Here is a 22,853-nt window from a genome sequence, read left to right as displayed (position 1 = left end):
CTCCAATAAACATGGCGAAGAGACCCGACTGTTCCGGCTGGATCAGCCAGTCTGGTGCTGAAGCTACAACAAGTGGCGTTGGAACAGCGTGTATCGTCAACGAGCGTTATCGCGTCGGCCGGATTAGCGCGGCCGACGCGTTCGCGGCTCGGGTGCAAGCCGGGAGCGGGGCAGTGGACTGGCGACGGGCGGCTCATCGCCCTCCTGCAACAGCCAATCCAGCTTCCAATCAGCGGGATGATCCTTGGATAGCAGTCGCGCCATGGCCCGTAGTGAATCGCGCAGCACATCGTCGAGTTTCCACGGCGCGTTCAGAATCACCATGCCGGAGCCATTCAAGCGCAGCGGGGAATCGTCCGGATGTACCATCAGTTCGGCGCGCAGCACGCGCTTGGCACCGCTGCGCGGCAGCCAACGCAGGAACGGCTGCACCTGGCTGCGCAGCTTGATCGGATACCAGATGGCATACACGCCGGTCGGCCAGCGCTGCATGCAGGACTTGATTGCTTGTTCGAGCTGCTTGTACTCGGCCTCCTGCGCTTCATACGGCGGATCGATCAACACCAGGCCGCGCTTTTCCTTCGGCGGCAGCAACGCCTTCAGCGCCTCGTAGCCATTGCGCTGGTGCGTGTGGATACGCGCGTCGCGATGGAACAGCTCGGCTAGGCGGGTGGCTTCTTCAGGGTGCAGCTCGCACAGCTGGGCGCTGTCCTCGGCGCGTATCGCCTGGGCGATCTGCAGTGGCGAGCCAGGATAGAGCTTGAGGCCGTCCTCGTTGCCCGGAATGGCCAGCACGCTGTCCAACCAGCGGCGCAGCAGCGGTGGCAGGCTGGCGGCATCGGCCTTGCCACCGTGCAGATCGGGGTAGAGCAGCCGTGAAATGCCGTCCTTGAACTCGCCGGTCTTGGCGGCCTCCCGACTGTCCAGCGCATAGCAGCCGCTACCGGCATGCGTCTCGATCACGCAGAACGGCGTTGGCTTGCTGCGCATCGCCTCGATCAAGGCAAGCAGCACGGTGTGTTTCAGGACATCGGCGAAGTTGCCGGCGTGATAGGCGTGGCGATAATTCATGGCGATCACGGCATGCGGGATGCTCCAGTATAGATGGCTGGGCACTGCATCCCCGTTCAAGCAGTTGAGCGCGGGCGGCGCAACGCCTAAGCTGTAGCGGTGAACCGATCACTTCGCCATGTCAAACGCTCGCCGTTCCTTCGGGTTATGGCATGTTTCGCGTGGCTGTTGCTGGTGGCTCTTCCGGTTCACGCTGAGTCGCTGGCCATGAACAGCGGCATGCATGCGATCGGCCGTGCCATGGGCGCGATGTCGTCCATGCCCATGGCTAAGGCCGCCAGATCCAATGATTGCCAGCACGCTGTGCAAGCCAAAGTGCAAGTGCACGTCGAGGACTGCTGCCGTGGTGGCGATGGCAATCATGGAATGGCGGCCAGCTGCCATTGTGCGGCGACGGCCGGAAGTGCCATGGCTGCCATAAGCATGATTGAGCTGCTGCCGGTGTTGCCCGGTGATATGCATCCCACGCTTCGCATAACCACCGCGCCGGATATTGCCCACGGTCCGCCGCTGCGGCCGCCAGCGGTCTAACTCTCTCTCTCGTTACGTTGAGCTTGCTTCGCGTGCGCCGATGAGCGCGTGCGCGACTGACGTCTACGACCGGCATCGTCAGAATGCCTACCCGGAGAGTTTCATGAAAAACCGTTTTCCCCTTTCCGCGACCGATTTGTCGCGGCGGCGCTTCGTCCAGGGTCTCGCCATGGGCAGTGTTGCTGCCGGTTTCGGCCTGCTGCGTTCTTCCAACGCCTGGGCGTTGACCAATCCCGGTCAGTCCACCGTATTCAGCGGCACCGATTTCGCGCTGAATATTGCCGAGACGCCGGTCAACATCACCGGCGCGGTGCGATTGGCGACTACCGTCAATGGCGCGATGCCCGGTCCTGTCCTTCGCTGCAAACAAGGCAGCACGGTGACCTTGCGCGTGACCAACCGCTTGCGCGTTCCAACCTCGATCCACTGGCATGGCATTGTGCTGCCGTCCGGCATGGATGGCGTGCCGGGCATCAGCTTTGACGGCATCGCTCCGGGCGAGACGTTCGTCTATCGGTTTCCGCTTAGACAGTCAGGCACGTACTGGTACCACTCGCATTCGCGTTTTCAGGAGCAGACCGGTTTATTCGGTGCGCTGATCGTTGATCCCGCAGGCCCGGATCGGTACGCGTCTGATCGTGATCATGTGGTGTTGCTCAACGACTGGACCGATGAAGATCCCGAGCACATTTACGCCAAGCTCAAGAAACGGAGCGACTACTACAACCGCGCTATGCCGACCGCGCCGGGCTTTGCACGCGACGTGCGCGAGCAGGGCCTGAGCAACGCACTGGCCGCGCGCAGGATGTGGAACGAGATGCGCATGAACCCGACCGATCTCAGCGACGTCTCGGGTTACACCTATACCTATCTGATGAATGGCGCGTCGCCGGCCGGCAACTGGACCGGCCTGTTTCGTCCCGGCGAAAAAATCCGTCTGCGCTTTATCAATGGTTCGTCGATGAGCATCTTCGACGTGCGCATTCCCGGTTTGAAAATGACCGTGGTCGCTGCTGATGGCCAGGATGTGGAGCCAGTATCGATCGACGAGTTTCGCATTGCCGTGGCGGAAACCTACGACGTTATCGTCGAGCCGCAGGAGGATCGCGCGTACACGCTGTTCGCCCAGTCGATCGACCGTACTGGTTACGCTCGTGGCACGTTGGCGCCACGACTGAGCATGCAGGCCGAGGTGCCGAAAGTCGATCGCATCGTCCAGCTCGGCATGGCGGACATGATGGGCGCGATGGCAATGTCAGGTTCCGGCGATCACGATGGCATGGCCATGGGTAACGTGCCGGCGGTGCATCATGCGCACACCGAGTACGGCCCCGGCGTCGATATGCATGTCGATATGCCACGCAGCAATCTCGATGATCCCGGCAACGGTCTGCGCAACAACGGTCGACGCGTGCTCACCTATGCCGACCTGCACACTGTCGGTGGCTCGATCGACGCACGCGAACCCGGTCGGGAAATCGAGCTGCACCTCACCGGCAACATGGAGCGCTATATGTGGTCGTTCGACGGCGTAAAGTTTTCCGACGCCGCGCCGGTGCATTTTCGTCAAGGCGAACGGCTGCGTATCGTGCTGGTCAACGACACCATGATGAATCACCCGATCCACTTGCACGGCATGTGGAGCGAGCTTGAAAATCCGGATGGCCATTTTCAGGTACGCAAGCACACCATCAACGTGCAGCCGGCGCAGCGCATCACCTATGCCGTCACTGCCGACGCCGCCGGGCGCTGGGCTTACCACTGCCACATGCTTTATCACATGGAAGCAGGCATGTTCCGCGAAGTGGTGGTGTCATGACTGCGCGTCATGGCATCACCTCGACCACGCTATGCCGTTCGCTGCTGCCTGCGCTGCTGTTTGCCGGCATATCGGCTGCGGTGGCGCAGAGCGCGCCGGCCTCGTCCAGCAGCGCGGTGTCGCCGGATATGTCGGGTATGGATATGTCCGGAATGGATCACGGCAGCATGCCAGGCATGGACAAGCCGTCGGCATCGACGAGTGTTGCGGCTCCGGCAAAACCTTCGACGGTCAAAAAAGTCGATGGCAAGGCGATGGATGCGAAGCCGGCAAAGTCCAAGGACGACATGCCGAACATGGACGGTATGGAAGGTATGCAGGGAATGGATCATGCGGCCGAGCCCGCGACGAATCCGGCATCGAAGAAATCCGCCACTCCTGATGCCATGTCCGACATGGATCATGGTTCGATGGCTCCAGCCAAAAGTGCTGACATGTCCGGCATGAGCATGGGTCCGATGCAGGGCGGCAGCGCACCGCCGAATGCGCGCAGTGCCGATTATTCGGACGGCATTGGCTACGGTGCCATGCGCGGCATGGACATGCAGGACAACGCACCGCAAAGCATGCTGCTGATCGATCAGTTCGAAGCGTTCAGCGGCAAGAATGTCAACGGACAAACGTGGGAAGTCGAGGGTTGGTATGGCAACGATGACAACAAGCTCTGGTTGCGCACTGAGGGCGAGCGTAGTCAAGGAAGACTCGATGACGGCGATGTTGAAGCGTTGTGGAATCACACCATCGCCACCTATTGGAGCAGCCAGCTCGGCGTGCGGCAGGATCTGGGTGAGGGGCCGAACCGTCACTGGGCCGCGTTCGGTGTACAGGGTTTGTCGCCTTACTGGTTTGAGCTGGAAGCCACTGGCTATGTCGGTGACGGTGGCCGCACAGCCGCACGTTTTCGGGCGGAGTACGAAGTGCTGTTTACCCAGCGGCTGATCTTGCAACCGGAATTCGAGGTCAACCTGTATGGACAGTCCGATCCGGCGCATCGCATCGGCAGCGGGCTATCAGATGCCCAACTGGGCCTGCGTTTGCGTTACGAGATCAACCGACAGTTTGCGCCATACGTCGGTGTGGTCTGGACGAACCGATTCGGTGGAACGGCTGATTTTTCGCGAGACGATCAGCAGGCCGGTTTCAATCAAGCGCGGACGGATCGACAGTGGGTCGCGGGCATCCATTTCTGGTTTTGACAATTTCTCTCAACAGACATCCAGTGGGAAACTCTCATGAAGCAAACCATCACGCAATTCGTCATTACCTTGGTCATCCTTTTGGTGATCGCAGCCGCCGGCACCGGGGCATTCGTGTATTCCGGCATTTACAACATCGGTGCAGATGATCACCACAGCCGGCCGGTGTTCTCGTTGCTGCAGACTTTGCGCGAACGTTCGATTGCCGAGCATTCGCGTAATCTCCAGGTGCCTGACCTCGAAGATGCCACCTTGATCCTCAAGGGCGCTGGCCAGTACGCGGCAATGTGCACGCAGTGCCACCTCACGCCGGGCATGAAAAATTCCGAGATTCGCCCGGGCCTTTATCCGCAACCACCCAACCTGGCAAAGCTGCGGGTGGATCCCAAAGAGGCTTTCTGGGTAATCAAGCACGGCATCAAGATGAGCGCGATGCCGGCATGGGGAAGCAGTCATGACGACGCCACGATCTGGAGCATGGTCGCCTTTTTGCAAAAGCTGCCGGACTTGTCGTCAAGGCAATACAAGGACATCGTCGCCAAAGCACCGCCGGATGACGATATGGACATGGACAACGGCGACGATCATTCCAAGGACGCTGACGATATGCCTGGTATGACGATGCCGGCCAAGGCTACGAGCGCCGCGCCACCTGCGAATGAGCCGAAGCATCGTGGCGGCTGAGTTTTCGGGACCACATGGGTCCTGGGTGAATAGCCATCCAGGACACTGTGCGATAGAGGCCCTCACCCGACCTGAAGACCGCGAATGGTTCGCTTGAGTCACTCCACCATGCTGTGGCTTTCAGCTGTACCCAGCAGCTCCGGCTGCTCTGTTGCGAGCTGCTTGCGGTTCAGTAGTGGGTGTACGAAAACGGCGGCGAGGATCACCGCCACGCCCGTGTAGAACCAGCCGTCCAGCTCGCGTTGCTCGTGCAGAAGCACGACAGCCAGCACGATGGCGTAGACCGGTTCGAGGTTGGTGATCATCTGCGTGCCGAAGGCACTGATGTGGCGCAAGGCCACCAGTGCGAGCGCGAAGGGCAGTAACGTGCAGCCGAAGGAAAGCGCCACCAGCATCAACGCGTCGTGCATGCTGGGCAATACAAAAGCAGCGCCGGTATGCGGGAACAATGGTGCCATCATGGTGAGAAAAAGTGTGCCTGTGCCTAGTTCGATGCAGGTCACTGTCAGCGGATCACCGTGTTCCACCAGTCGCTTGTTGAGCGAGCCGAACAGTGCCACGAACAAGGCGGACAACACACCGATCAAGATGCCCAGGCGCATGCCGTGCGGCACGCCGCCAACTACCATGGCAACGCCGGGAACCACCGCAATGCCGATCAGCAATTCGCGCGGGTCGAATTTGCGTCGCGCAATCCACGGCTCGATGAAGGCGAGGAAGACTGGTCCCAGCGCGATGCAGGTAGCACCGACCGACGCATTGGAAAGTTTGATCGACGCATAGAAACTCAGCCAGTGCAGCGATACCAGTACACCGATACCGGCATAGGCCCAGCGCAGTCGTATCGGCATCGCGATCAGGCCACGCCATACCCTGGGTATCAGCAGCAGCGCACCGGAAACCAGCAGCATCCGCCACCACACCAGCGGCAGCGCGGGCAGGGTGATCAGTTTGCCGAGGATGGCAGTGAATCCCCATAGCACCACGCAGAAGTGGATCTGCAGGCGCGCCTTGCTGACAGCTTGCATGCTGGACTAAACCTGGTGAAGAAACTGGCGGCCGGAGAGCTGACATTCTAGCCGGGCGCGCGGTGCATGAGGCGCACGCGCCCAGCCCGGTTCAACGTGAGCGTGTCAGTTCGGCTTGTTAGCAGGCTTGCTCTTCGTTGCTGCTTCCGTTGCCGGCATCGCCTTGCCGGAGTTGCGCAGCTGCTGCAGTACGTCGCGGCAGGTGTTGCTGCTGTCGTCACCATGATTGGGCGAAACCAGGGCAAGCAGCGCTGCTGCCGGTGCTGCCACCACGCCTAGCGTCACGGCGCCGGCACCACGAATGATCAGCGGAACTTTCTGCACGCCGACATCCGGATTCTTCAGTGTGCCGCGCGCATACAGCGGTGTGCGCAGCGAGAAGATGCGAAATCCCTTGGTCTGCGGGCGGATGTTGAGATCCAGCTTCTCGTTGGCAAAATTCACCGCGCCATCGACCTTGATCACTGCATCGTCAGTATCGAAGACGAACAGGTTCATGTTGAACAGGCCGTCCTTGGCGGTCATGTCCGAGGCGGCGCAGTTGATCTGCACGGTACGATCGCCAAACAACTTGCCGATGATGATGTTGCCGACGTTGAGTCCAGCAGTCTCCAGCAGTGTTTTGCTGATCGCACCGTCGTTCATCAGTAGCTTCATTTCACCGTTCGAGCTGCCCAGCAGTGCCGCCACAGAATTGCCATGTGCGGTGAGGTTGACGTCGCCATTGATTTCGCCGAACGCGGTTTGCATTGGCGTAAAGGTTGGGAACAGTTGCTTGAGCTTGAGATGTCGTGCGCTGATTTTTATCGTGCCCTCTAGCGGCGCCTTGCTGCCGTCGAGCCGGATCGTGCTTTCTATGGTGCCGCCGGCAAGGCCGAAGTTCAGGGGTGCCAGTTGCAGCACGCCGTTGTCCATCACCAGATGGGTGTTGAGCGAATTGATCGGCAGCTTGTCGTTCTGCACGATGCGTACAGCGTTGAAGGTGACGTCGGCATCCATGGCTTTCCAGCGATCGGTGCTGAACGGCTCGACCGGCAATAACTTGTCCGCCGGCTGCACGGTTTTATCACCGCGCTGTTTCTTTTCCGCATCGGAGCCGCCGCCGATCAGCGGCGCGAGGTCGGCGAATTGCAGCAGCTGCGAAGACAGGTTGCCGCTCAGCTTTGGCCGTTCGCCACCGGTGGTATAGAGCAGGCTGCCGCCGGTATCCGTGCCACCAATATGACCATGGAAATTTTCGTAGCTGAAGCGGCTGTTGTTGCGATGCAGTTCGGCCTTCAAACGACCTTCGGTGGCGTAGGGCGGCGTGTTTGGCAAGGTCACGCCGGTAATCGCATACAGCTTGGCCATGCTGGAGCCGGAGAACCATAATTTCAGATCCAGCGCCGCCAGATGTACGGGATCGGTCAACGTGCCGACCAGCGCGATATGGTTATCGCCGATATGCACATCGGCCTGCACGGGGAAGGGCTGGTTGGCCTCCTGCAGCGCCAGCACGGCGCCGGTTTTACCGCTGCCTTTGACGGTCGCGCCCTGGTAACTGCCATCGACTTGCCAGGCAAACTGGTAACTGGTTTTCGATGCCGCGGCTGCGGCCTGGCCATCTGCTGCGTCGGTTGCTGCAGCCTTTTTCTCGGTTCTGGAATGGGTGCCGGTTTGTGCGTTGGTTGTAGCGGATTGCTGTGCTACCAGCTGGTCGTACGGAATCGCCTGCTGCAGCGGCGTGATGGCGACCTGCAGCTTGATCTTGCTGGCCGCGTCATCCAGCGATACGTCGCCGCGATCGAAGCCAATCGAACCGAGCTGAAGATTCCATGTCGACGGTGGGCCATTATCTTTCGGTAGCGTGAAATCCCAAGTGGCGCGGCCTTGCTTGTCGCGCTGCAGATCGACAGTGGGATGCACCAGCTGCAGCGATGGCACGTCGATCTGGTGAGCGATCAGCGGCAGTGGCGACAGCCGAAAGCGCAGCGCCTCCAGTTGAGCGAACTGCGGCTTCGCTGCCCATGCTGGATTGCCGATGTGGATATCGCGTGCGGTGAATTCCGGCCAGGGCATCAATGCGCGCCAGCCGCTTTCGGTCGGCTCGCGCCGCCAATCCACACTCAGGTCACCCTGGATGGCAAATGGACGGCCAATGGCCTGGCTGACGTTATCGTTGATGAAAGGCTTGAGGCGGTTCCAGTCGAAGGTGGCAATCACGATCACCAATACGATGATCAGCGCCAAGAATAGTCCCGCGATCCAGTTCAACACCTTGCGGCTGCGTTTCATCCACTGATCCCTTTTTCCGCTCTGCAAGCACGGGCTTTGTTGGGTTTGATAGCGCAATAGATGGAAAGATTATGTGTGCAGTACGCGAAAGCCCATGAATGAGCCCGCTCATCCCTGGTGCAGACTCAATCGTGCGATGGATTGACGCTCAAGCCGCGACGCGTTTGCATTGGCGCCGACCGATCCGATAGACCGTGGCTGGCGGCAGATTGAACAGCACACTGCCGATGCGAACGGCTTCGAGATCCAGTTGATCGAGCAGCTGGCGCGGCAGTGGGCAGCGCGTTCCGTAGGTGAACTGGTAAAGCGCGCCATCGGCATGCAGCTGCTGTTCGAAAACACCGCGTATGATCGCGGCGACCTGTTCCGGCGGCATCGACAGCAACGGCAGCCCGCTGATCACCGCACTGGCACGCTCGTCACCAAACAGCGGAAGCGTCTCTCCCAGCTGTGCGGCATCCATGCGTAGCACGCGTGCCTCGGGATAACGTTGGGTCAAGGCATCGGCAAAGACCGGATCGGCTTCCACCAGCGCCAATCGATGGGTTGGCAGTCCGCCAGCCAACAGTGCGCGGGTGAATACGCCAGTGCCCGGTCCCAGTTCGATCACCGGACCGTGACGATGATTCACGTGGCGCGTCATCAGTCGCGCCAGCGATGGCCCTGACGGGACCACGGCACCGACGCTGCGTGGTGCCCGCAACCATGCTCGCCAGAAGCTAAAGGTATCGCTCAACAACATCCGGTTTCCCGATCAGTACGTGGTGTAACGCATACGCGCAAATCTGCAAGTCCACAAAACTAGCTGATGACGCTGAATATAATGTTGTGGCGCTGATCAATACTTGCCGGTTATCGTGGTAGTGACTTCGCGCATCGGTACATCGATACTGCAGATATCGACCTTTCCGGCTGGTACGGTATAGAACGCATCGCGGCGGTTGCGCTTGGCGTCGATCAACGCCGAAAAGGTTTTGCTGTCGGTACGCAGCACTTCAATCGCTGGCTGCTGTGCGGCGGGTAGATCGGCCGCCAACTGCACGGATTGGATGCTGATCTGCTGCGATGGCTTGTCGTAAAAGCCCATCGGCCCTGCACCGCGTGGCAGGCTGGACAGCAGCGGCATGCCGTCAAGCACGCGGCCGATCACTGCCAGGTTGCGATCCAGCCGGCGTGGCGACTGACCGATCACCGCGTACAGGGCGCTACCGTTACCGGTTTCCGGTCCGTTGTCGCGGCCTACGCCGACCATGCCATAGCAGTGTGTAAGCCATTCCTGTCCGCTGGCTGGATCTCGCGCTACCGGAAAGCCTTCGGAGAAACCGACTTCCGGTGCATAGACATCGCCATCGGGCAGTTTGGTCCACGGCAGCTTGGCGTCGATCGGGCGAGTGAATTCCGGCGGCACGGTAGCCTTGGCCTTGCCCAGCGATCGGATCCTGGATTTGTCGCCGTTGTCATCGCCGGCGGGGTCGTCCCATTGGGCTACGAAGTTGTCCTGCACCCGCACGATTGCCAGGCCGTCGAAATAGTGCTGGCGCACCAGCGTGCGGATGTTGGCCGCATGCAGTGGTGTGAAATCCGGCGCCAGCTCGATCAGCACGCGACCGTTGGCCAGTTGCATCACCAGCAGATTCTCTGGGTCGGGCCTGCGCCACTCGGCCGGTGTGGACTTCGCCAATAACTCTGCCGTGGTTGGCGTTGGCTTGGCCTTTTCCTTTTCAGCCAGCGCCGGTAGCGCAAACACAAGACATGCCAGCACAGCGGCGAGGCGATAGCGGCGAATCATGGCAGTCCCCTTAATTGACAATCGGCACAATGCACAACTTAGCAGGCCAGCGTGGGCATGACACTAAAGCGTAGATAGATTCGACTGCCTAAAGTACGTGCGAGAGTCGTCATGGCCCTAGGCCACCCGGTCGAAGCATGGCGACGCGAATATAAAGCCCCGGCAGCCTGACAACCGCCGCCAATGCAAAACAACCGGCGATTATGCCGCCGAGCCTCTAAAGCCAGGTACTACTGAAGGCGGAGCCGCGCGCGCTAGCCGCTGCTGTAACGTGTGTTATCGTTTTAGGGAGCATGAACAGGCCTTACTACCTCAGTCGCCGTCGCCGTGCCCTTTGGGTATGGGCGGTATTGTTTTGTCTGTTTTTTCAGCAGCTGGCCATGGCTAGCTATGTCTGCACACTCCCGACGGTACCAGCGCATGCTGCCTTGACGGGTGAATGTGCCGCGATGCGGACAGGCTCGAAGGTATCGTTCGCTCACGTTCATGTCACGTCGGATCTTCGGTGCGTTGAGCACTGCAGTAACAACGTGACTTCTTCTCAGGACGCGCATGCCCTGACGGTGCCCCCTGTCTTGTTACCTTCGCAGTCGCCCGCTCTACTGGGCGCCAGCGCGCCTGCGCTGAGAGCATTGCCAAGCATTTCGAAGTATCGCTCTGATCCACCGCCCATGTTGCGGTTCTGCACCCTTCTGATTTAGCCCTCGATTGCTAGCCATTCGGTGGTCATGCCTGCGTGCATGGCCCGTACGGTCTTGTCATCGGAGCTATCCATGTTTTGCCAACAAATCTTGACGCGGACCTTGTCGGTCCGTGTTCGGCGTTGCCTATTGATGGCCGCCGCTATTTTCTTCGTGTCGCCTGCTTGGGCTGACGATCCGGCGTCACCTCTAACGCTGGAAACCGCGACACGGCAAGCAGCCTCGCAAGCGCCATTGCTGGAGGCACGCTACGCCCAACAGCAATCGGCCCATGAGGAGGCCGCGCGTGCCGGCGCCTTGCCGGATCCGCAGCTTTCCGTCGGTATCGACAATCTCGCTATCCAGGGAGCGGGTGCATTTACAGCCGGTGGGGACACGATGACGATGCGCACGGTGGGGCTTACACAGGTGCTGCCATCAAGGGCTAAACGCCAAGCCCAGCGTGACCTCGCCGACGCCAACGTCGAGCAGGCCACATCGACCACGGTGATGACTCGGTTAGGGATCGAGCAACAAGTGGCGGATGCCTGGGTAAATGCCTGGGGCGCCCACCATGAATTGAAGATGCTGCAGTCCATGCGACGCGAGTGGGCCGTGGATGTTGAGGTCGCTCAAGCGAGATTGCGAGGGGGTGCCGGATCAGCAGCTGACGTTCTCGCGATGCGGATGGAGGCCCTCGACTTGGAGAATCGCATCGATGATGTGACCTCACGCGAGACCCAGGCTCGCGCAGCTTTAGGCCGCTGGTTGGGCCATCCCGTCACCGAACCGCTTGCTGATCCGCCCGATTTTTCTGTGCTGCCCCATGACGAGCCCTCGTTGCTGACCAGTGTTGATCGGCAAGGCAATCTCCTGGACTGGCCTGCACGCGAGCAGGAAGCCGAAGCTGCGCTGGCCGAGGCTGAGGCCGAGAAGCATCCGGAGTGGAGCGTTGGTTTGACTTACGGCTCTCGTGTTCGAGGGTTATCCGACATGGTGTCGCTCCAGGTGGGCGTGTCGTTGCCGCTGTTTACGCGCAATCGACAGGATCGCGGCATCAGTGCCCGCTCGGCCGATCTGGATGCGGTTCGTGCAGAGCACGACGACGCGAAGCGTCAGCAAGCAGAAGCCGTGCAGACGGGTTGGGCGCAATGGGATGCGCTGGGACGACAGACGCGTCGGCATGTCAACGAGCTTCTACCGCAAGCCAACGATCGTGCCGCGCTGGCCTTGGCGACCTATCGGGGTGGCGGCGACATCGAGCCTCTCCTCGAAGCGCGTCGTGCCGAAATTACTCATCACACCGACTACGCCCGCATGTTGACCGACTACGGCCGTGCCTGGGCAGCCCTGACCTATTTACTGCCTGAAGGGGATTCTCCATGAAACGCGCACTGTTGATTTCTTCCATCCTCGCAGGGCTGTTGGTTACTGCGGTCGGCGCGTATTTGATAGATCGCCACCACGACGGTGCTCAAGATGGAACGTCCGCCGATCATTCTGTCGGCACAGGATCGCCCGCGCAGACCGCAACCGCGAAAGTGCTGTACTGGTATGACCCGATGGTGCCCGCGCAGCATTCGGACAAGCCGGGGCTATCGTCGATGGGCATGCAGATGGTGCCCAAATACGCCAACGCCGACGCTGACCCGAACACCGTAAGCATTGATGCCGCGACCGTACAAAACCTCGGCGTGCGTACCGCTCCGGTTGAGCGCCGCATGCTGTCGGCAACGGTACAAGTGCCCGGCACAATCGGTTGGGACCTGAGTCAGGCTGTGGTCGTCAGTGCTCGCGTCGACGCGGTGGTGAACAAGCTCTACGTGCGCACTCCTTACGCGAGCGTCAAGGCAGGTGCGCCTCTCGCCGACGTGTTGGCTCCTCAATGGAGCAGCGCCGTGGCTGAAGCCCAAGCGTTGCAGCACGTGCAATCAACAGAGGCCAAGGCCTTGCGCGGCGCGGCGCAACAACGCCTGAGGGTGCTCGGTCTATCTCCGGCGGATAGTCGTTCGATGGGAAGCAACGGTCAGATTACGTTGCGAGCCCCGCAGGCCGGCGTTCTCAGCACACTGGACGTGCGTGAAGGTCAACGTGTCAACGCGGGTCAAACGTTGATGACGATCAACGGCATTTCCACTGTATGGGTAGACGCCGCTTTGCCGCAGTCGGTGGCCGGCACGATGCGCGCCGACACACCGGTCACCGTGAGTATCGACGCGCTGCCAGGACAGGTATTTCATGGCCACGTCGAATCGTTGCTACCCGACATCGACATGACAACCCGAACGCAGCACATGCGCATCGTCCTCGCCAATCCCGACGGGGTGTTGAGTCCGGGCATGTTCGCGACGGTGCAGCTTGATCCGGCGTCCGGCAAGGCTGTGCCGGTCGTGCCCGACGATGCACTGATTGCGTCGGGCGCCGACACGCGCGTGATCGTTGCCGAAGACGGCGGCCATTTCCGTGCCATTGCCGTTCGCACAGGACGCGCGGCAGGGGGCTATACCGAAATTCTCGAGGGGCTCGCTGGCGGCGAAAAGGTAGTGGTGTCCGGCCAATTCCTCATCGATTCGGAAGCCAGCTTGTCCGGCGCATTGGAACGCCTGGATGACCCACCGGCACCCGCGTCCAGCGTTGCCATGCCGGGCATGACGATGGGGACAAACCCATGATCGCCGCCCTTATTCGCGCAGCGATCGCGCATCGCGTATTTGTCCTGCTCGCCGCATTGGCGTTGGCGCTTGCTGGCGTGTTCGCCGCCCTGCACACGCCGGTTGATGCGCTGCCGGATCTGTCCGACACCCAGGTGATCGTACGTACGAACTGGCCCGGTCAATCACCCCAGATAGTCGAGGATCAGGTTACCTATCCGCTGGTCACCACCATGCTCTCCGTACCGGGAGCCAAGACGGTACGCGGATATTCATTCTTCGGGGATTCGTATGTCTACGTGCTGTTCGATGACAGCACGGATCTCTATTGGGCCCGCTCACGGGTACTCGAATACCTCAGTCAGGTACGCGATCGTTTGCCGGCAGGCGTCTCCCCGACGCTGGGCCCGGACGCAACCGGTCTGGGTTGGATCTACGAGTACGCCTTGGTCGATCGTACGGGCAAACATGACATTGGCCAGCTTCGCGCACTGCAGGATTGGTTCTTGCGCTTTCAGCTCAAGACCGTTCCGGATGTCGCCGAAGTGGCAAGTCTCGGCGGCATGGAACGCGCCTGGCAGATCGTGCCTGATCCGAATCAGTTAGCCGCCCGCAACGTCACCATTTCGCAATTGGTCGAGGCAGTCCGCGAGGCCAACGGTGCGAATGGTGGCTCGGTGATCGAACAAGGTGAAGCCGAACTGATGGTGCGCAGCGAAGGCTATCTTCGCAGCAGCGAGGACTTTGAGCGTGTGCCAATCACCATCAACGCCAGCGGCGTGCCGGTGCTATTGCGCGACGTTGCGACAGTAAGGCGAGGCCCCAGTTTTCGGCGTGGCATCACCGAACTGGATGGCCAAGGCGAAGTTGCCGGTGGCGTGATTGTGTTGCGCACAGGCAAGAACGCCAAAGCCGCGATCGCCGCCGTGAAGGCCAAGCTCGACGAGCTGAAACGCAGCTTGCCCCCTGGCGTTGAGATAGTGCCCACCTACGATCGCTCACAGCTGATTGATGCCGCCGTTGAAAACCTGTGGGGCAAATTGCTGGAGGAATTTCTCGTCGTTGCGTTGGTGTGCGTGCTGTTCCTTGGCCATTTGCGCTCGGCACTGGTCGCGGTGATCACCTTGCCGTTGGGTGTGCTGACCGCTTTCATGGTGATGCATCTGCAAGGTGTGTCGGCCAATCTGATGTCTCTGGGCGGTATCGCGATTGCCATAGGCGCCATGATCGATGCCGCCGTGGTGATGATCGAAAATACGCACAAGCATCTGGAACATTGGCGCGATGCAAACGATGGGAAAGAACCCCAAGGTGCCTCGCGTTGGGCGATGATCGCCGAGTCAGCGGCTGAGGTCGGGCCAGCACTCTTTGTCAGCCTGCTGATCATCGCGTTGTCATTCGTGCCCGTATTCGCGCTCGAAGGCCAGGAAGGCAAGCTGTTCAAGCCACTCGCGTTCACCAAGACCTACGCCATGGCTGCCGCGGCTGGTTTGGCGGTCACTCTGGTGCCGGTGCTGATGGGGTATCTGGTGCGTGGACGGATTCGCGCTGAAAACCATAATCCGCTCAATCGTGGCCTGATCGCTCTGTATCGACCGATTCTGAATGCCGTGCTGCGCTTTCCCAAGATGACCTTGCTCATGGCCGGGATTATTTTGCTCAGTGCGGCCATTCCGTTGACCCAGTTAGGCAGCGAGTTTATGCCGCCCATGGACGAGGGCACGTTGCTGTACATGCCGACTGCGCTACCGGGTTTATCCGCTGGCAAAGCGTCGCAGATCTTGCAGCTGACTGACCGCATGATCAAGACGGTGCCGGAGGTCGATCACGTCTTCGGAAAGGCTGGACGTGCGGAAAGCGCCACTGATCCGGCGCCGTTGGAAATGTTCGAAACGACCATCACCTTCAAGCCAAAGGACCAATGGCGTCCCGGTATGACCATGGCGAAGCTCAAAGTCGAACTGGACAAGGCGGTGCACGTGCCCGGACTGACGAACCTCTTCGTGCCACCGATTCGCAATCGCATCGACATGTTGGCAACCGGTATCAAGAGTCCTATCGGCATCAAAGTGCTTGGGCCCGATCCATCCACGTTGCAAACAGTGGCCGACAAAGTCGAAGCGGTCGCCAAGACCGTACCCGGAGTGAGTTCGGCCATTGCCGAGCGAGCCGAGGGCGCTCGCTACGTCGATGTGCATCTTCGTCGCGAAGACGCAGCGCGCTATGGATTGACGCAACAGAAGGTCCAGGAGCTGATCGCGACGGTTGTGGGTGGCGATCCGATCGGGCAAGCGGTCGAGGGCAGAGAACGCTATCCGATCGTCGTCCGTTATCCACGGGTTGATCGTGATTCGGTCGCGGCGTTACGGCAGCTACCGATCCTCGCGGCGAGCGGTGCGCAACTGACTCTCGGCCAGATTGCCGACGTCACGTTGACGATGGGTCCTCCGATGCTGAAAAGCGAAAACGGCCAGTTAGCCACTTACGTCTATATCGACACGAGTGGACGTGACCTCGGCACTGTTGTGACGGATCTGCAACGAGCGGTGGCAAAACAGGTGATGTTGCCGCCCGGTGTCACGGTCGCTTGGTCGGGTCAATTCGAGTATCTGGCCAGTGCAATGGCGCGGCTCAAACTTGTCGTGCCGATTGCCTTGGTCATCATCTTTGGGCTGATCTATGCGGTGTTTCGCCGTGCCAGTGAAGCGGCCCTGATCATGGCGAGTGTGCCGCTCGCTCTCGTGGGCGGATTGTGGTTGATCTGGTTGCTAGGGCACGCCGTGTCGGTCGCCACGATGATCGGCTTTATCGCCTTGGCCGGTGTTGCCGCCGAGTTTGGTGTCGTGATGTTGCTCTATCTCGACCACGCATGGCAGCGACAACTGACACTCGATCCACAGGCAGGACCCGCTGCACTCGACGAAGCGATCCGCGAAGGCGCAGTACAGCGCGTGCGGCCCAAGGCGATGACCGTCGCCGTGATTCTCGCGGGCCTCTTTCCCATTCTTCTGGGCCACGGCGCGGGCTCTGAAGTGATGCAGCGCATTGCCGCCCCGATGATCGGCGGCATGCTCACTGCGCCATTGCTATCCATGCTCGTTCTCCCCGCAGCCTTCCATCTGCTGATCTTGCGTCGATTGCGCAAGGCGAGCGACATGCGTTTTCTTTGATCTGCTGGCCGACTGGCCGCCCTTTGCCGAGCTGCTGCGCGCGGCAAAGGGCGGCATGGATATCAAAGTTCCGCCGACTTTTTCCAAAGATCCGTGCCGCCATCGGTTGCGTACTTTTCAATTTCGGCCAGTTCTTCAGCAGTGAAGTCGAGCGCATGGACCGCGTCCAGTGAATTGTCCAGTTGCTCGATGGTACGCGCGCCTATAAGTGCCGAAGTTACGCGTGGATCACGCAGCGCCCACGCGATGGCCATCTGCGCCAGCGTCTGGCCTCGTCGTTCGGCGATTGCGTTGAGTGCGCGGATACGCTCAAGATTCTTCTCGCTCAGCTGGTCCTTGCCTAACGAGCCTTCGCGCGTTGCGCGCGCATCAGCGGGGATCCCTTTGAGGTACTTCGACGTGAGCAGGCCCTGGGCGAGCGGTGAAAATGCGATGCAGCCGGTGCCAAGGTCCTCGAGCGTATCGAGCAGACCGTCTTCGATCCAGCGGTTGAACATGGAGTAGTTGGGCTGGTGGATGAAGAGCGGTACGCGTTCTTCGGCAAGGATCGCCGCCGCCTTGCGGGTGAGTTCGGGTGAATAGCTGGAGATGCCGATGTAAAGGGCTTTGCCCTGGCGATGCAGATGCGCGAGCGCGCCCATGGTTTCTTCCAGTGGCGTGGTCGGATCGACGCGATGCGAATAGAAGATGTCGACGTAGTCAAGACCCATGCGCTTGAGCGATTGGTCGAGACTCGCGATCAGGTACTTCCGGCTGCCGCCGATGCCACCATAAGGACCCGGCCACATGTCCCAGCCGGCCTTGCTGGAGATGATCAACTCGTCGCGATACGCCGCGAAGTCGCTGGCCATCACGCGACCGAAGTTTTCCTCGGCCGAGCCGTATGGCGGGCCGTAGTTGTTCGCGAGATCAAAGTGGGTGACGCCGCGATCGAAAGCGCGTCGCAGGATGGCACGACCCGTCTCGAAAACGTCCGCGCCGCCGAAGTTCTGCCACAGTCCTAGCGAAATGGCCGGAAGGTCGATGCCACTCCTGCCGCAACGGCGATAGGGCATAAGGTCATCGTAGCGATTCGGTGCTGCTTGATAGGTCACAAAGATTCTCCAGTAGGTGGGGGCGCTGACGATCTAGCGTTTGATGCGTGCCTGGCTATTTTCCAAGAAAAGTATCGATCTGTGTTCGCGCGCGATCGAGTAGTTCACCTTCGACCGGCCCATGTATATGAAATTTTCCAGGCATCGAACTTGCCACTGGCATCGTGGAGTGGCTTTCGCTCTGCAAACTTTTCTGGACGTGTCTATCAGCCGGAAGATCAAAGTGAGCGTGATAGAGGTCATCCTGGATCGAGTAACCATATCGAATCTCGATCGCTTCGTAGATCTCTATTTTTGGCAGCATTTTGGCGATCCTATCCAGGTCGACGGATGGTTACTTGTCAGGCATGCAAGCGACGTGCACACGTCACTGGCGCGATGCCGGCCGTGGGCACGATGACGTCCGCCAAATAGAGCATCCGAGGTTCCTCTATTGCGCTATCTCCATGCAGTAACAGACGGGAAACGCCACAGGAATTTTCTCGATAGAAAAGCACCAAGCACTTCTGCTTGGTGCCTTGTTACCCTCAGATCCAATCACTTGTCGCAATCACGGCTTGGGGCAGTCAGAGCTCTTTTGCCATTGTCATATGCTGCTGGAGTGCGGGCAATGTCTGCGATGCAAATGACTTCAGGTCGTGGTTCTTACCCGCCATGGACTCTTTCTTGAAGAGCGCAATTGCCTCGCGATGATCCTTCAACATCATCGCCGTATAGGCTTTATCGAACGCCGCGCCATTCAGCTTTCCGAGCTGCGACAGCTCCTTTTGTTGCATCGGCATCGGGGCAGCGGATGGCGTGAATCCGTCCTTCTGAGCGATGGAGGACAGCATGTCGCCAGCTTTTGTGTGATCGGTCACCATCGTCGAGGCGAAGCTCTTGATTGTGGTGGACTGCGTATGGGAGTCAGCCAATTTGCTTGCCTGGATTTCCGTCATGCCGCCTGCCGATGCTTTGGCGACAAACATGGTGTCTTGCTTCGACGGAGCGGCTGCATCTGTACCTGTCTGCGCCATCGCCAAGGGGCTGAGCACCAGAGCGCCGACCGTCGCAAGGGTTCCAAATATCTTGTTGGTCATCTGCACCAGCATCTCTCCAACTTCAAGGGAGATAGGATCGTGGGCGTGAGACCGTGACGACGTAGTGTCGTTGTGTAATGCGCGCTTTGGCAAAGCGCGCATATGCCAAATCACGCTAGAGTCTGTTTTTAGATGGAGTATGGAGAATTTACTTTTTCGCGTTGGTCTGTGCCCAAGCGAGCGTTTTGCTGGCAACTTCTTCCCAACCCGACTCGGCGATCAACCAATGGCTGCGATTCGGGAATTCCATGATGTCCGTGCGACTGGGGGCAAGGCTGTGCTTGCTATACATGGCTCGCACCATTGATGGTGTGCTGGTGCGATCCTTCTCAGCTGCGATCAGCAGGAGTGGGGGGCGCTTGGGGTTATTGAAATGGACGGCATTACCGATACCCAGTGCTGCCTGAAAGTAGATGCGCCCTGGCGCCGGGACGATCTGCTTGTCGTAGGTCCGACGCTGCTCGTCCGTTGCCAAGGTATTGGCGAAAGTATTCGCGAAGCTGTCGAATGACATCGTCAGGATGCGGCTCCAGCCGCACCACGCCAGCAAAACAGGCAACGCCGCCTTGATCGCCGTGAAGCTAGGCAACACACCACGCGGCGGGCCGGCATCGATCGCCACACCCACAGCACCCAATCCTCGATCGAGCAGCATTTGCACGATCAGTCCACCAAACGAATGGCCCATCAGGATCGGCGGTTCGGGCAGGGCACGAATCTGCTGCTCGAAGTAATCGACCAGATCGCGAATGGTGATATCGGCCAGGCGCGGATCCGGTTGTTGACGAAGATATTCGACCGATTGGTCAAGGTATGGCCATGCTGGCACCACCACGCGATAACCTTGTTCTTCGTACAGACACCGAAAATGGGTCCAGCTCGCGGTGGTCACCCACGCGCCGTGGATCAGCATAATGGTCTTTGACATTGCAGCCCCTCCATGCAAACGATATGTTCATCCTAGGGGTTGGACGGACGCTGACGCATGACGAAGAAGCCGGAATTTTATGCTCAAACACCGGTTGGACAGGACGATCAGGTAAACGATCCGTTTGCGTTCAAACGCGATGCCCTATCCGACGTACTTGAATTGATGCGCGTGCGTGGCAACACGGTGTTTACATGCGCAGCTTCGGCACCTTTCGGCATCCGTTATCCATCCGGAAAGCATCGACTGCACATCGTGCGTAGCGGAAGTATCGCGATTGCTGCAGAGGGCATCGAACAGACCTATCGGGCGGCCCAAGGTGACTTGGTCCTGTTCACGCATGGCCACGGCCACGTGATCTCGGATCAGCCTGGTCGTGAGGCAGACGGTTTGTATGATCTGGCGAAGCGGGACTATGATGAAACGCGGCTGGCGCTTGGCAGCGGGGAGACGGTCTGGCTATGCGGTGACTTTGGCTTCGACGGCATGCTGTCGCGGCGCCTACTGTCGATACTTCCGCCGGTGATTATTCTGAAGGGACTGCGAGATCGTCCGTTTGAATGGCTGGAGCTAAGTTGCCACTTTATTCTTGACGAAGCGCTCAATCCTCGCGCTGGCGCAGCAGCGATGATCTCCAGACTGCTTGATGTGATCTTCGTGCAATTGCTACGCACGTGGGCGGCCGGTGGCGAGGTGGGTTACGGCTGGCTTTCAGGCGCGATCGATTCGCGTATAAGCGGCGCCATCGTTGCCATGCATGCTGAGCCTGGCCATGCCTGGAGTGTCACCGAGCTGGCCGAGCTTACCCATCTGTCCCGCTCGGCTTTCGCGGAGCGTTTCCAACGAGTTGTTGGTCAGACGCCGCTGGCCTATTTGACCGGGTGGCGGATGGCTCGCGCGGCCGAATTGATGCGCTATGGTCGAGCGTCGATCTCGGACATTGGAGCCCGCGTCGGCTATACATCGCAAGCTGCGTTCAGTCGCGCGTTCAAGAGCCAGCACGGCATGTCACCCATGCAATGGCGCCAATCAGATGCGGATGACAACGTTAAATGATCGGAAGCTAAAGCACATGATCGGTAGATTCGAGTCCATGCGAACGCGATGACAGCTCGACAAGCTGGCAATGACTGCTATCGATGGCGGCAGACATGAAAGCTCGCAGCGAACTGTTTCGAAGTCGGCATCTCAAGAAGGGTGAGGCATAAAATTTTTGCTCCATGCGATATCGTTTTTTGCCGCACCGAATATCGTTCTGGCTGATCCCTGTATCGACAGAATTCCTGCGAAGCTTCAACAGCTATTGCATCAGCACTTCGCCAACGAACGCCTACCAATCGCCATCGACTCAGCCGAAGACAATCGTCTGGGAGCCAAGAAGGAGGGGGAATGTCTTTTGGATGTTCAGATAGATCTAGATGGCGACGGATGCAGGCCGGGCGCTCAAGCCGACAAAGATCGCCACGCGCGAGCGGTCTCACTTCCTTCCCCGGCAAACACCAGGCGCAGGGGCTTCGGCTGCCCAGCTCCAGCCAGGCTGCAGGCCGATAATGCCAACTCCAAGGGGTTCTGACGTCATAGGATGTTACCTCCGAAATGGCCGGTGTGGGAGTTGCCCTCCGGCTCGCCAAGAGGCACGATCTGCTGGTGTATGAGTCGATTACTTTGTGGGCTGGTGGCTGCTGAACATGTCGACCAGGCTATGAGGCGCGTTGGAGCCGAGACACAGCTTGAGGATCACTTCCGCCTCCGCCGCCTCGGACGCGCTGCGGGGAAAGAGGTCCTTTTCATACGTGACGAGCGCGACTTCAACATCACCGGGGTTGGTGGCGATGGCCTTCCCGAGTTCAGCGCCGTCGAACATGGCGAGATTGGCCCCTTCGCCAGACGGGATCATCAGGTGCGCAGCATCACCGAGCAACGTCACCCCGGGCACGCGGGCCCATCGGTGCTCGACCGGGAGCGCATAGATAGGGCGAGGCACAGGATCAGTCTCACCGTCGGTGATGAGCGCTGTCAGCTCCGGAGCCCAGCCCTCGAACTCCTTGGCAACCTTGGCCAAGGCAGCCTCCGTGTCGGAGAAGTCGATGCCGTCAATCCAGTCCTTTGGCTTGCTCAACTGCACATAGGTGTGCAGTACGCCATTGGGTTCACGGTGCGCGGCGATGCCTTTCCCCGGCGTCAGCGCAAACAGTGCGCCACCGCCAACCGCTTCCGCGCTTGCCTTGTGGCGGGCGTCGCTGTCAAACAGGTACGTCTCGATGAATGACGTGCCCACGTAAGCCGGTATTGCCTCGGAAAGAAGGGGACGAACTCTCGACCAAGCGCCATCGGCACCCACAAGAAGGCCGGTAGTCACTGTTGAGCCGTCAGCAAAGGCCAACATGTGCCGTCCGCTGCCGAGCGGAGACACCGCTGTGACCTTGTGTCCCCAGCGGACCGTGTCGGCAGGAAGCGATTCAAGCAGAATCCGACGAAGCTCTCCTCGGGGTACCTCAGGTCGACCGCCTATGCCGTCGTCGGAATCTTCAAACAGGACATTGCCGTCCTTGTCGAGTACTCGCGTTGCCTGGCCGCCGGCGTGGATGATCTCGAGGAATTGATCGAAGAGTCCCGCTGCCTTAAGCGCGAGCTGCCCGTTGTTTTCGTGGATATCGAGCATGCCCCCCTGCGCTCGTGCGTTCGCCGAGGCTTCCGCTTCGTAGATCGTCGCGGCAATGCCGTGGACGTGGAGGACTCGGGCAAGAGTCAGGCCGCCGAGCCCGGCGCCGATGATCGCGATTGGAATATTCATCCTGATTCCTTCGTTGTTTGAGGTCGCCGCCGCAAACTCAGCAGGCAGCTATGGAACATCATTCC

At 59.7% G+C, this 22,853-nt stretch carries 16 protein-coding genes and 1 pseudogene; 8 read left to right on the top strand and 9 right to left on the bottom strand.

Annotation, left to right across the window (positions count from 1 at the left end; all coding sequences use genetic code 11):
• Window positions 1-123: 123 nt before the first annotated feature.
• Window positions 124-1,071: a 23S rRNA (adenine(2030)-N(6))-methyltransferase RlmJ gene (rlmJ, locus tag HDE80_RS20630; protein ID WP_184603665.1), complete on the bottom strand. Its 948-nt coding sequence runs from the start codon at window positions 1,069-1,071 to the stop codon at window positions 124-126.
• A 408-nt stretch (window positions 1,072-1,479) separates the two neighbouring features.
• Between rlmJ and HDE80_RS22305 the strand changes: the two genes are divergently transcribed.
• The 4 genes and pseudogenes from HDE80_RS22305 to HDE80_RS20615 form a co-directional block, all read left to right on the top strand.
• A complete protein-coding gene (locus HDE80_RS22305) occupies window positions 1,480-1,602 on the top strand; it encodes a hypothetical protein (RefSeq protein ID WP_255484035.1) in 123 nt (40 codons plus the stop codon).
• Window positions 1,603-1,705: 103 nt separating this feature from the next.
• Entirely contained in the window at window positions 1,706-3,421 is a 1,716-nt protein-coding gene (locus tag HDE80_RS20625; RefSeq protein WP_184674015.1) for a copper resistance system multicopper oxidase, read from the top strand.
• Window positions 3,418-4,617, top strand: a complete 1,200-nt coding sequence (locus HDE80_RS20620; RefSeq protein ID WP_184674014.1) for a copper resistance protein B — start codon at window positions 3,418-3,420, stop codon at window positions 4,615-4,617. Before HDE80_RS20625 ends, HDE80_RS20620 begins: the two co-directional genes overlap by 4 nt.
• 36 nt (window positions 4,618-4,653) lie before the next feature.
• A pseudogene (locus HDE80_RS20615) lies at window positions 4,654-5,187 on the top strand (cytochrome c); the annotation flags it as partial.
• Window positions 5,188-5,399: 212 nt separating this feature from the next.
• Here the strand turns inward: HDE80_RS20615 and HDE80_RS20610 are convergent.
• From HDE80_RS20610 to HDE80_RS20595, 4 genes are all read right to left on the bottom strand, one after another.
• Window positions 5,400-6,329, bottom strand: coding sequence for a DMT family transporter (locus HDE80_RS20610; RefSeq protein ID WP_184674010.1), 930 nt, complete (start codon window positions 6,327-6,329; stop codon window positions 5,400-5,402).
• Window positions 6,330-6,434: 105 nt separating this feature from the next.
• The gene (locus HDE80_RS20605; RefSeq protein ID WP_184674008.1) at window positions 6,435-8,603 is read right to left on the bottom strand and encodes an AsmA family protein; all 2,169 of its coding nucleotides are present in this window, start codon (window positions 8,601-8,603) and stop codon (window positions 6,435-6,437) included.
• Window positions 8,604-8,751: 148 nt separating this feature from the next.
• Window positions 8,752-9,345: a phospholipid methyltransferase gene (locus HDE80_RS20600; protein ID WP_184674006.1), complete on the bottom strand. Its 594-nt coding sequence runs from the start codon at window positions 9,343-9,345 to the stop codon at window positions 8,752-8,754.
• 96 nt (window positions 9,346-9,441) lie between these two features.
• Window positions 9,442-10,392, bottom strand: a complete 951-nt coding sequence (locus HDE80_RS20595; protein ID WP_184674004.1) for a peptidylprolyl isomerase — start codon at window positions 10,390-10,392, stop codon at window positions 9,442-9,444.
• 833 nt (window positions 10,393-11,225) lie between these two features.
• Between HDE80_RS20595 and HDE80_RS20590 the strand changes: the two genes are divergently transcribed.
• Genes HDE80_RS20590 through HDE80_RS20580 form a run of 3 tightly spaced genes read left to right on the top strand, consistent with a single transcriptional unit; the run spans window position 11,226 to window position 16,893 of the window.
• Window positions 11,226-12,458 (top strand): TolC family protein, encoded by a 1,233-nt coding sequence (locus HDE80_RS20590; RefSeq protein WP_184674078.1) that lies wholly within the window; start codon window positions 11,226-11,228, stop codon window positions 12,456-12,458.
• Entirely contained in the window at window positions 12,455-13,744 is a 1,290-nt protein-coding gene (locus HDE80_RS20585) for an efflux RND transporter periplasmic adaptor subunit (protein WP_184674002.1), read from the top strand. Before HDE80_RS20590 ends, HDE80_RS20585 begins: the two co-directional genes overlap by 4 nt.
• The gene (locus tag HDE80_RS20580; protein WP_184674000.1) at window positions 13,741-16,893 is read left to right on the top strand and encodes a CusA/CzcA family heavy metal efflux RND transporter; all 3,153 of its coding nucleotides are present in this window, start codon (window positions 13,741-13,743) and stop codon (window positions 16,891-16,893) included. Before HDE80_RS20585 ends, HDE80_RS20580 begins: the two co-directional genes overlap by 4 nt.
• 62 nt (window positions 16,894-16,955) lie before the next feature.
• On the opposite strand, the gene mgrA is transcribed toward HDE80_RS20580, so the two are convergent.
• The 3 genes from mgrA to HDE80_RS20565 all read right to left on the bottom strand — a co-directional run bounded on the left by mgrA (window position 16,956) and on the right by HDE80_RS20565 (window position 19,994).
• Window positions 16,956-17,987, bottom strand: a complete 1,032-nt coding sequence (mgrA, locus tag HDE80_RS20575; RefSeq protein ID WP_184673998.1) for an L-glyceraldehyde 3-phosphate reductase — start codon at window positions 17,985-17,987, stop codon at window positions 16,956-16,958.
• A gap of 566 nt (window positions 17,988-18,553) precedes the next feature.
• On the bottom strand, window positions 18,554-19,078 hold the full coding sequence (locus HDE80_RS20570; protein ID WP_184673996.1) for a DUF4142 domain-containing protein: 525 nt from the start codon (window positions 19,076-19,078) through the stop codon (window positions 18,554-18,556).
• Between the two features lie 136 nt (window positions 19,079-19,214).
• Complete coding sequence (locus HDE80_RS20565; RefSeq protein ID WP_184673994.1) at window positions 19,215-19,994, bottom strand: alpha/beta hydrolase; 780 nt, start codon at window positions 19,992-19,994, stop codon at window positions 19,215-19,217.
• A 57-nt stretch (window positions 19,995-20,051) separates the two neighbouring features.
• On the opposite strand from HDE80_RS20565, the gene HDE80_RS20560 reads away from it, so the two are divergent.
• Complete coding sequence (locus HDE80_RS20560) at window positions 20,052-21,050, top strand: AraC family transcriptional regulator (RefSeq protein WP_184673993.1); 999 nt, start codon at window positions 20,052-20,054, stop codon at window positions 21,048-21,050.
• Between the two features lie 604 nt (window positions 21,051-21,654).
• Here HDE80_RS20560 and HDE80_RS20555 read toward each other — a convergent pair.
• On the bottom strand, window positions 21,655-22,788 hold the full coding sequence (locus tag HDE80_RS20555) for an NAD(P)/FAD-dependent oxidoreductase (RefSeq protein WP_184673991.1): 1,134 nt from the start codon (window positions 22,786-22,788) through the stop codon (window positions 21,655-21,657).
• Window positions 22,789-22,853 lie beyond the last annotated feature (65 nt).

The sequence above is a fragment of the Rhodanobacter sp. A1T4 genome (assembly GCF_014207185.1).
Classification (GTDB): Bacteria; Pseudomonadota; Gammaproteobacteria; order Xanthomonadales; family Rhodanobacteraceae; genus Rhodanobacter.
Note: the sequence above shows the minus strand (reverse complement) of the source record. Positions and strands in the feature narration are given on the sequence as shown.